This window comes from Pseudomonas sp. BRM28 (genome assembly GCF_002939405.1).
Taxonomy (GTDB): Bacteria; Pseudomonadota; Gammaproteobacteria; order Pseudomonadales; family Pseudomonadaceae; genus Aquipseudomonas; species Aquipseudomonas palmensis.
The window spans coordinates 1-1,646 of sequence record NZ_PEFV01000005.1; the positions used below are offsets into that span (position 1 = coordinate 1).

Annotated in this window: 1 pseudogene; it reads right to left on the reverse strand. The window is 64.4% G+C overall.

Annotated elements, in window-relative coordinates:
• Positions 1–1,646, reverse strand: a pseudogene (locus CR917_RS28340) (RHS repeat protein); the annotation flags it as partial.

The window sequence follows — 1,646 nt, forward strand, 5'->3', positions numbered from 1 at the left end:
GCCAGTACCGGCTTCAGGTTTGTTCCAGTAATGCGCCGTCGAGTGCTTGTGCAACCGTCGCCCGAGGGCGTCATAGCTGTACTCGACCTTGAGCTTGTCGTCGCTGTAAGCCTGCAAGCGGTCGAACAGGTCCCAGGTGAACCGGGCCTGCACACCGTTGTGCAACCGGTGGCTCAGGTTGCCCCGCTCGTCATAGGTGTAGTGCGTGCCCGCATATTCGCGCAGCAGGTTGTCCATCAAACGGTTGCGCTTTGGCGTGCGCTCCAGCGGCCGCGTCGGCTCGTGGTGCTTGTCGTCCAGCAGGTTGCCGGCCGGGTCGAAGGCGAAGGTCTCCACGCCCAGGCGGCTGGTGGCCTGTAACAGGCGGCCAATCGGGTCGTACTGGTAGGCCAGATGACCACGACGGGTGTCGTGGATGTCGCTCAGCTGGCCTACCGCGTCGTACTGATACTCACGCTTGAGCAGGGTCGATTTGCCGTCCTGGCTGCCCAGCAGCTGTTCCTGCAGGCGCCCCGCCGGGTCCCACGCCTGAGTCTGGCTCAACCTGTTGCCCTGATGCCGCACAACCTCGCGGTGCAGGTCATCGCGCTCGTAGGCCAGCAGTTCATGCTGATCGACCGTCATGCCCAACAGATGACCGCTACCGTAGGTCAGCCAGCTGACCTTGTGCCCGTCCGGACGAGTGGTGGAGGTACGCAGGTTGAGGGCGTCGTACTCGTGCTGCCACACCGCGACCATCGGGGTGCCGGTGGCCAGGTAGTGCTGGTGTTCACGAACGAGGTTGCCGGCCTCGTCATGGAACCACTGCAGTTTGCTCGCGGCGTTGATGGCCTGGATCAGCCTGCCGTTGCCGTCGTAGGCAAAGGTTTCTTCCTCGCGCTGGTCACCCTGGCTGGCCACGCGGGAANTGGCTCAGGTTGCCCCGCTCGTCATAGGTGTAATGCGTGCCCGCATACTCGCGCAGCAGGTTGTCCATCAACCGGTTACGCCTGGGCGTGCGCTCCAGCGGCCGCGTCGGCTCGTGGTGCTTGTCATCCAGCAGGTTGCCGGCCGGGTCGAAGGCGAAGGTCTCCACTCCCAGGCGGCTGGTGGCCTGCAACAGGCGGCCAATCGGGTCGTACTGGTAGGCCAGATGACCACGCCGGGTGTCATGGATGTCGGTCAGCTGGCCTACCGCGTCGTACTGGTACTCGCGCTTGAGCAGGGTCGCTTTGCCGTCCTGGCTACCCAGCAGCTGTTCCTGCAGGCGCCCCGCCGGGTCCCAGGCCTGAGTCTGGCTCAACCTGTTGCCCTGATGCCGCACAACCTCGCGGTGCAGGTCATCGCGCTCGTAGGCCAGCAGTTCATGCTGATCGACCGTCATGCCCAACAGATGACCGCTACCGTAGGTCAGCCAGCTGACCTTGTGCCCGTCCGGACGAGTGGTGGAGGTACGCAGGTTGAGGGCGTCGTACTCGTGCTGCCACACCGCGACCATCGGGGTGCCGGTGGCCAGGTAGTGCTGGTGTTCACGAACGAGGTTGCCGGCCTCGTCATGGAACCACTGCAGTTTGCTCGCGGCGTTGATGGCCTGGATCAGCCTGCCGTTGCCGTCGTAGGCAAAGGTTTCTTCCTCGCGCTGGTCACCCTGGCTGGCCACGCGGGAA